Annotated in this window: 10 protein-coding genes; 5 read left to right on the top strand and 5 right to left on the bottom strand. The window is 38.1% G+C overall.

Annotated elements, in window-relative coordinates; genetic code table 11:
• Positions 1-408 precede the first annotated feature (408 nt).
• Positions 409-582: an aspartyl-phosphate phosphatase Spo0E family protein gene (locus AC1DUW_RS08245; RefSeq protein WP_082527497.1), complete on the bottom strand. Its 174-nt coding sequence runs from the start codon at positions 580-582 to the stop codon at positions 409-411.
• 259 nt (positions 583-841) lie between these two features.
• On the opposite strand from AC1DUW_RS08245, the gene AC1DUW_RS08240 reads away from it, so the two are divergent.
• The 3 genes from AC1DUW_RS08240 to AC1DUW_RS08230 all read left to right on the top strand — a co-directional run bounded on the left by AC1DUW_RS08240 (position 842) and on the right by AC1DUW_RS08230 (position 2,715).
• The gene (locus AC1DUW_RS08240; RefSeq protein WP_053345525.1) at positions 842-1,549 is read left to right on the top strand and encodes a cytochrome c biogenesis protein CcdA; all 708 of its coding nucleotides are present in this window, start codon (positions 842-844) and stop codon (positions 1,547-1,549) included.
• A gap of 217 nt (positions 1,550-1,766) precedes the next feature.
• Positions 1,767-2,126 carry a response regulator gene (locus AC1DUW_RS08235; protein WP_053345526.1) on the top strand — a complete coding sequence of 120 codons (360 nt, stop codon included), beginning with the start codon at positions 1,767-1,769 and terminating at the stop codon, positions 2,124-2,126.
• A 109-nt stretch (positions 2,127-2,235) separates the two neighbouring features.
• On the top strand, positions 2,236-2,715 hold the full coding sequence (locus tag AC1DUW_RS08230; protein ID WP_053345527.1) for a CcdC family protein: 480 nt from the start codon (positions 2,236-2,238) through the stop codon (positions 2,713-2,715).
• 85 nt (positions 2,716-2,800) lie between these two features.
• Here the strand turns inward: AC1DUW_RS08230 and AC1DUW_RS08225 are convergent, their stop codons facing one another.
• Together AC1DUW_RS08225 and AC1DUW_RS08220 are read right to left on the bottom strand one after the other, a co-directional pair.
• A complete protein-coding gene (locus AC1DUW_RS08225; RefSeq protein ID WP_053346044.1) occupies positions 2,801-3,682 on the bottom strand; it encodes an IS3 family transposase in 882 nt (293 codons plus the stop codon).
• Positions 3,683-3,690: 8 nt separating this feature from the next.
• Positions 3,691-3,987: a transposase gene (locus AC1DUW_RS08220; RefSeq protein ID WP_053345528.1), complete on the bottom strand. Its 297-nt coding sequence runs from the start codon at positions 3,985-3,987 to the stop codon at positions 3,691-3,693.
• Between the two features lie 330 nt (positions 3,988-4,317).
• On the opposite strand from AC1DUW_RS08220, the gene dacB reads away from it, so the two are divergent.
• Positions 4,318-5,739, top strand: coding sequence for a D-alanyl-D-alanine carboxypeptidase/D-alanyl-D-alanine endopeptidase (gene dacB / locus AC1DUW_RS08215; RefSeq protein WP_477642316.1), 1,422 nt, complete (start codon positions 4,318-4,320; stop codon positions 5,737-5,739).
• Here the strand turns inward: dacB and AC1DUW_RS08210 are convergent.
• Positions 5,736-6,401 carry an HAD-IA family hydrolase gene (locus AC1DUW_RS08210; protein ID WP_407946247.1) on the bottom strand — a complete coding sequence of 222 codons (666 nt, stop codon included), beginning with the start codon at positions 6,399-6,401 and terminating at the stop codon, positions 5,736-5,738. The genes dacB and AC1DUW_RS08210 overlap by 4 nt on opposite strands.
• A gap of 90 nt (positions 6,402-6,491) precedes the next feature.
• On the opposite strand from AC1DUW_RS08210, the gene AC1DUW_RS08205 reads away from it, so the two are divergent.
• Positions 6,492-7,097: a uridine kinase family protein gene (locus AC1DUW_RS08205; protein WP_477642315.1), complete on the top strand. Its 606-nt coding sequence runs from the start codon at positions 6,492-6,494 to the stop codon at positions 7,095-7,097.
• Between the two features lie 313 nt (positions 7,098-7,410).
• Here the strand turns inward: AC1DUW_RS08205 and AC1DUW_RS08200 are convergent, their stop codons facing one another.
• Positions 7,411-7,698 (bottom strand): isochorismatase family protein, encoded by a 288-nt coding sequence (locus AC1DUW_RS08200; RefSeq protein ID WP_161804891.1) that lies wholly within the window; start codon positions 7,696-7,698, stop codon positions 7,411-7,413.
• Positions 7,699-7,839 lie beyond the last annotated feature (141 nt).

The raw sequence follows: 7,839 nt of genomic DNA, 5'->3' as shown, positions 1-7,839 counted from the left end.
GTATATGGAGATTAATTTTTTTTATTAAATTGAGCAAATTACTTCTTGGAAAGAGAAATTAGGGGAAAACAACAATTGTCTCATGATTTCTGTACCCGAAAATTCATCCATCTTAGCTGGATCCCCAGTATTCTTATTGTGACAATCCTCGAATCGTCTTCCATTTTGATATAGAGACATGAAAGTATGTAATATCTTATAAAGAAAAAAATAGGCCTTAGCTTACAAAGCGGTTGCCTATTTTTTTATGTTAATGGTTATAGAAAATGTTACGTAAGTGATTATTTACTAAGTGGAAATTGGAAGGAGGAACACGAAAAAAAGGGGGAGAATGACTGGTAGCAAAAAGCATGTAATGAAAGAAGTATTATTAATAAGAGATAAACTGGTAAGAAATTGAAGGGATAATTAAAAGTCTATACCAGTTTTATAAAAGAGCTCATTATACTTATTTAATAATTGATCAAGCTGCTGGCTATATTCTATCGCAACCTTAGAGTTTAAGCCGTCTTTAGCGACAATATTGATAAGCTCATTTCTCTTTAATTCAATCTGTTCGAGAAACTCATTTTTTTTCGCCATTTATATATCCTTCCTGTACCCAACTATTCTTAAGGTATCCTTTTATGAGCTAGTTGTAAATTTTGTATGAATATAACAATTATATAGGGTTGGTCTAATGAATTCAAATAAGTTACCCTAATGGTAAAAAACAACAGTGCAACCTAATTTTCGTTATTTGGTTTTTAAGTTTGTCATGAAATATTCACAGTTCCAAAAATGTATTTTTTTATCTTATTTGTTACAATGTTTATAGGTACTTACATAGGAGTGAGGGTTATTGAATGATATTAATATTTTCTTAGCTTTTGGAGCCGGTTTTTTGAGTTTTATATCTCCGTGCTGTTTACCGCTATACCCAGCCTTTTTATCTTATATCACTGGTATGAGTGTTGGTGAGATTAAATCAGAGAACGCCATGCTCCAAAGAAGGAGYATGTTGCATACTTTGTTCTTTCTACTAGGTTTTTCTTTGGTTTTTATTGCAATAGGGTTTAGCACTACATATCTAGGTTCTTTCTTCTCAAATTACAAGGAATTAATTCGTCAAATTGGTGCCATTTTAATTATCATTTTTGGGTTATTTATTGTGGGGGTCTTTCAACCAAAGTCCTTAATGAAAGATAGCCGTTTCGAGTTTAAAAACCGTCCTAGCGGATATATTGGTTCGATTTTGATTGGTCTTGCTTTTGCTGCTGGATGGACGCCTTGTGCAGGTCCTCTTTTGGGTGCTGTCATCACTTTAGGTGCAACCAACCCAGGCGCGGCCATGAGCTATATGACTGCTTATATTTTAGGATTTGCCATACCATTTTTCATTTTATCCTTCTTTGTCGGAAAATTGAAATGGATTAAAACATACAGCCAATATATTATGAAAATTGGCGGATATTTAATGATTCTAATGGGCGTAATTTTATTTTTTAATTGGATGACCAAAATAATTGCAGTCCTATCTAGACTATTCGGGGGATTTACTGGGTTTTAGTCCATGGATAAGTTAATTTTTAAAAATATTTTAATAGAATATTCTGTTGATAGTTCTTTATATCTGTTTTTTTGTGTTAATTTACTTATATTATCACATTAAATCATTTGATTTTAGGTCTTAAGTCATATACCCTATACTTATTATTGAAAATTATCATTACATTTCAATACGATTAGATTTCGCTTTCTGTTGTTTGAAATGAGGAGGAACGGCAATGGCCCGAATATTAGTAGTTGATGATGCTAAGTTTATGAGAATGACACTTTCGAAAATATTATCAAAAGCAGAACATGAAGTAATTGGTGAAGGCGAGAACGGGAAAGAGGCAATAGAATTATTTCGTAAACTAAATCCCGATCTTGTTACAATGGATATAACAATGCCAATCATGAGCGGGCTAGATGCGGTTAAAGAAATTAAGAAAGATTTTCCTTACGCAAAGGTTATAATGTGTTCAGCGATGGGACAACAAAAAATGGTTGTCGAAGCTATTGAGGCAGGGGCAAAGGACTTTATTGTAAAGCCGTTTGACGAATGCCGAGTAGTAGATGCTATCAATAGGGTGCTTGATTAAAACACTCTCCTTGTTTATCTGATTTAGGTAATATATACTTTGTTTAATAATTGAAGTGATATATAATTTTTCATGGTACTTACCTATTTTAGCTAAAAGGATGATAAAAATGACGATATATATATCTACAGGTATAGCGATTGTGATGGCTATGGGTGTTTTCATGTTTCGAATGAAGGAAACAAAAAAACCAGTGAATGAAAAAAAAATCATATTACCCCCACTCTTTATGAGTACGGGTGCTTTGATGTTTCTTTTCCCAATGTTTAGGGTCACTAGATACGAATTTCTAGAAGCTCTTGTAGCAGGGATGGTATTTTCTATCCTCTTAATTAAAACATCCAAATTCGAAGTTCGAAATGAACAAATTTATATTCAGAGGTCTAAAGCATTTATATTCATTTTAGTCGGACTAATGGTGATACGACTTGTTGCAAAGCTTATACTGGGAAGTACAATTGAAGTTGGCGTGCTTGGTGGAATGTTTTTCCTTCTTGCTTTTGCGATGATTGTTCCATGGCGAATAGCGATGCTATACCAATACAAAAAAGTCAAAGCGGCCTACTTAAGCGAAAGTAATATGGTGTAAGTTTTAATTAAACTAAATATAATAAAAAACAACACCTGCCATTTGGAGTGACCCCTGTCAAATAGACAGAAATAAAAAAGACCAATTAAGCAGCCTGAGTTCTATATTGATATGGACTCAGGTTGTTTAATTTTTTCTGGAAGCGATGATGGTTATAGAATCGAATATACATACTTACAGCACCTCTAACCTCTTCAGAGGTTCGGAAGGAGTTCATATAGAAACACTCCGATTTAAAGTGGCTGAAGAAATTCTCCATACAAGCGTTATCCCAGCAGTTTCCCTTTCTTGACATACTGGATTGCATCTTATATTTTTTCAATAGGTTATTATATTGGTGGGAAGTATATTGGTACCCCTGGTCGCTATGCAGAAGAATTCCTTTAACATTCCGTTTTTTCTTTGCTTTTTTTATTGTATCTATTACAAGTTTTAAGTCGTTTCTCCGGCTGACTTGATAAGAAACGATTTCATTGTTATAGAGGTCTTTTATGGCGGATAGGTAAAGTCTCTGTCCATTAAAAATCAAATATGTAATGTCAGTTACCCATTTCTCATTAGGTCCGGATGCATGAAAATCCCTATTAAGAAGGTTTTTAGAAATGACATATGCTTCTTTCTTCCCGTAATAAGGTTTCCTCTTCCGAATCAGGGACTTTAACCCTAGCTCCCGCATAAGACGCTGGACACGCTTGTGGTTCAGGTTTAAACCGTAGGTTTTATCCAGCCATACCTTTACTCTTCGATACCCATAGATTCCTTTGAGTTTATTGTAGCATCCTATAATTTTTTTCTGAATCTCTTCATCCTCCAGTTGCTTTTCAGAAGGGGATATTTTACGTTTTAACCATTTGTAGTATCCACTTCTTGATACATGTGCAATTTCGCATAATAATTGAATAGGGTAGTGTTCCTTGGACATTTCCCTAATTACCTCATACTTTTTCCTTGTCGTTACTGCCTCCATTCCCCCTTTTACATCTTTAAGAGCTTTTTTAGCATTTCGTTCTCCGCCTCTAAACGTCTGATTTTTTCTTCAGGATCCTCCGGAGCTGTTCTTGGTCTGCCCTTACCAAGACCCTTCGCTTTCCCTCGTTTCTCTTCCAAACCCAGTATGCCTTCATCTTCAAAGTACTTAACCCAGCGGCGGACTTGATTTTTATCAATTTCTAATTTATCAGCGACCGATTGATAACTCATATCTCCATTAAGGTATAAATCAACGGCCTGCTTTTTGAATGCTTTATCAAACGTTCTTTTAATATTACCCATAGAAAAATCCCCTCCATATATAGACAGATTAGTGTGCTTTCTTTTTTCTGTCTACTAAAAGGGGATCATATCAAGGTATGGGGGCCGTTTATTGATAAAAGTGTAGATTGGTAAATGATTAGCTGAAACACCGCTTGAATAATTGGGGAATTTCTTGTGTATGTATTAGGTGAAACTTTCAAGTGAATCTTCACTTTTTATCTGACCATAAAATGGACAAGATAGTAGGGATGAGTTTTTTTCAGAGTAGGAGTGGTATGTTTGTCATATAAAAGGAAGTTGAGTTTTATATTCTTCCTGTTTTTGATTTGCTTTTTTAATGGAGAATCGATGCAGGCGTCGAATGAAGAGGGAATTCTAGGTCAGGAAATTCAGCGGATTTTGAATGAGTCACCAGCATTGGCAGGTGCCTTAGTGGGAATTTCCATTCGTTCAGCAGAAACGGGAGAAGTGATTTATGAACGCGGTTCGCAAACTAGACTGCGGCCTGCCTCGAATCTAAAGCTTTTGACTGCTGCGGCAGCACTTGAAACATTAGGTGATGATTATGTTTTTCAAACAGAACTGTACATAAAAGGATTGCAGGTCGACCATGTTCTGCAGGGGGATGTGTATCTGAAAGGAAAAGGAGATCCTACTTTATTAGAAAAGGATTTTGATGAGTTGGCAGCTTCACTGAAGCAAAATCAAGTCCAAATCGTCCATGGAAATCTCATTGGGGATGACACCTGGTATGATGATGTTCGTTATTCCAAGGACTTAGTTTGGAGTGATGAGTACGAATACTACGGAGCGGCTGTTTCAGCATTAACCGCTTCCCCGAATGAAGACTATGATACCGGGACAATTCTCGTGGAGGTATCTCCCGGTAAAAAAGCTGGTAAAAAGGCAACAGTGAAGATGAAACCGGAAACGGAGTATGTGGAAATCATAAACAAAACAAAAACCGTAGCAGCGGATGGAAAGAAGAAAATCGATGTCGAAAGGTTTCATGGCAAAAATGTTATAACGGTATCCGGGACCATTCCGGAACATGCTGGGCAGACGAAAGAGTGGTTTTCGGTGACAGATCCTACAGAGTATGCACTAAACCTATTTGAAAAATCAATGAAGAAACAAGGAATCAAAGTGGTCGGTGAAAAGAAGCAAGGTAAAACGCCAGTAGATGCAAGGATGATTGCCACTCATGAATCAATGCCGCTTTCACAACTTCTTATTCCTTTCATGAAGTTGAGTAATAACAGCCATGCCGAGGTTTTGGTAAAAGAAATGGGTAAAGCGGCAAATGGAGATGGAAGTTGGGAAGATGGATTGAAAGTGGCAAAAAGCGAGTTGGCGTTAATGGGCCTCGATATGCATACGATTAAGATGCGTGATGGATCCGGCATTTCCCAAGTCAATATGATCCCTGCAAATGAAATCACGAGTTTACTATATGCCGTTCAGGAAAAAACATGGTTTCCTGCATACTTAAATGCATTGCCAGTTGCAGGGGTTGAAGAACGAATGGTTGGCGGAACGCTAAGAAAGAGGATGAAAAAGACTAATGCAACTGGGAACGTTCGCGCAAAAACAGGGACAATTTCAGGGACGAGCTCCTTATCTGGTTATGTGACGACCAAAAGAGGGGAAAAAATCATCTTTTCCATTCTCTTGAATAACTTTGTAGAAGAAAAAGGCATCACGGCCATACAGGATAAAATAGTCGTGATGCTGGCAGATCAGGAAAACTTGTTAGAAAGTGGTCTTTAGTATCCCTTAGAAATGTAAGTTTGTAGTTCTAGAAAATCAGCGATGAGTATATCTGCATCTTTCATTTCATTTTCATCGGCAAATCCGAATTGACAGCCTACAGCCACTAAGCCATTTTCCTTTGCTGCTTCGATGTCGGATTTCCGGTCACCAATCAGGATGGCTTTCTCAATTTGATAGTCTTTCAATAGCATTCGCACTAAGTCGGTCTTCGAGCCTTTCGAAGACCTTTCCACACTGTATATGTCCGTAACATATTCATTTAGCCCAAAATATGAACAGATTTCTTTCAAGTACCTTTCAAGACCATTGCTAGCAATGAAAATGGAAATTCCAAGCTGTTTGATCGTTGACAAGGTCTCCATGACGTGAGGAAAAAGCTGACCTTTTCCTTCTTTGATTTCTTGATTCAAACATTCCAAAAAAAGTTGGTCCGTCTGACGGCGAATATGCTCGGGATGCTTTGGCAATAAGGTTTCCCAAACGACAGTTAATGGGACGCCCATAATCCTTTGGTACGTGGCAAGCGGGGTATCTCCTGTCCAGCTCCCTTCTGATCGAAGGATTTCAAACGTTCGTTCAAGTGAAGGACCTAATATCTTATTTGTTTGAAACAAGGTGCCGTCCATATCGAAAATGGCGGCAAATTGGATTTTATTCAATAGTTGCACCTTCTTCTTAGATTTTTATCCTCTTAAGGAAGGAATATAAGGGAGGGAGGATAGAAATAAGTAGTATAGGAGGAATGTTTTATGAACTTCCCAACACTTCAAGGACCTTATACGATTCAGAGTCTTATAGCTAACATTCATACGTTATCCAAAAAACAATCTCCATATTTAATCGCCAAAGATGGTCGCGGAGGATCCGGAAAAAGTACGCTCGCGGCCCGTATTCAATCAGAATGTCCGGGTAGCACGGTTGTTCATATGGATGATTTTTATTTGCCGTCATCACAGAGAATCCAACTGCCTCCCTCCAAAAAGCAAATTGGTGCGGACTATGATTGGCAACGGGTTTTTGGTCAGGTTCTGCAACCGCTTAACTGGAGGGGGAAAGCGAAATATCAACGGTATGATTGGGAAACGGACGCAATGGGCGAATGGCATACGATTCCTGCTGAAGGCCTTGTTATTATTGAAGGAACGTATTCCACTCGTAAAGAACTAGCTGAACTTTATGATTTCACAATCTGGGTAGAATGTCCCCGAAATCAGCGTTTGGAACGGGGACTTGAGCGTGATGGTGAAGAAGCGCGTCCGATGTGGGAGGATAACTGGATGGTGTATGAAGATCTCTATGTTGACACACATAGGCCACAAGAAAGAGTGAATCTTGTGGTGGACGGAACCAGATGAATTCAGACTCTTTGTCCTGCCTTTCACATCTGCCCCATTGCAATTGGGGCAGATGAAATTTGTTTTTCAGCACGCTCATCGCAGAAGGTATATTCATGGACTCAAGAATATAGGCGAGTGCCTGTGTTGTTCTCCGTTGTACATGTTTCACAGTACTTCTCAACTCCAATCATCATAGACTATGAATAAGGCTCTATGTCAGCATAATTTCAGTGAATTTCATTATGCAGATTTGCCAAGGAAATCTGGTAATCAATTCTGCACTATAGCACATTCCATCAGGGCCTATCCCCTCTAATGTAGCGGTCGCATCTTATATTAAGATAGGAATGAATCCGAGGTTACCGGACATCCGGGTGGTGGTCTCTACGCAATGATTGGTCGTTAATCCAGTAATGATAACCTGGGGACAAGCTTCTTCTCTTAAAATCTTCTCAAGATTGGTACCGATAAACGCATTATTCACATATTTTGTGAGAATCCATTCAGCTGACTTTGGTTGACTGAACGCTTTAAACAGGCTTGTTTCATTCTCGAGATAAAAGAGGGAATCCTTTGATTCAGATAAGTACAGTATATAAATTACCTGCCGACTAGACACCCGCCATGCTTGAATGGACCGGGCAATAGTAAATTCTGCCTGAGGATTGTTACGCCTGCCCTAATTAGGATCATCGAATGCCTTTTGGATATCGACAACGATAAGCAGGACATTCTTTTTCAGCTTTGTTCCCATCATTCC

This window comes from Peribacillus sp. P4_C12 (assembly GCF_056402095.1).
This window is presented reverse-complemented; position numbering and strand designations above follow the sequence as displayed.

Coding starts and splice junctions, on each gene's coding strand:
- AC1DUW_RS08245 (WP_082527497.1), bottom strand. CDS start 582: ATGGCGAAAAAAAATGAGTTTCTCGAACAGATTGAATTAAAGAGAAAT.
- AC1DUW_RS08235 (WP_053345526.1), top strand. CDS start 1,767: ATGGCCCGAATATTAGTAGTTGATGATGCTAAGTTTATGAGAATGACA.
- AC1DUW_RS08230 (WP_053345527.1), top strand. CDS start 2,236: ATGACGATATATATATCTACAGGTATAGCGATTGTGATGGCTATGGGT.
- AC1DUW_RS08225 (WP_053346044.1), bottom strand. CDS start 3,682: ATGGAGGCAGTAACGACAAGGAAAAAGTATGAGGTAATTAGGGAAATG.
- AC1DUW_RS08220 (WP_053345528.1), bottom strand. CDS start 3,987: ATGGGTAATATTAAAAGAACGTTTGATAAAGCATTCAAAAAGCAGGCC.
- dacB (WP_477642316.1), top strand. CDS start 4,318: ATGCAGGCGTCGAATGAAGAGGGAATTCTAGGTCAGGAAATTCAGCGG.
- AC1DUW_RS08205 (WP_477642315.1), top strand. CDS start 6,492: ATGAACTTCCCAACACTTCAAGGACCTTATACGATTCAGAGTCTTATA.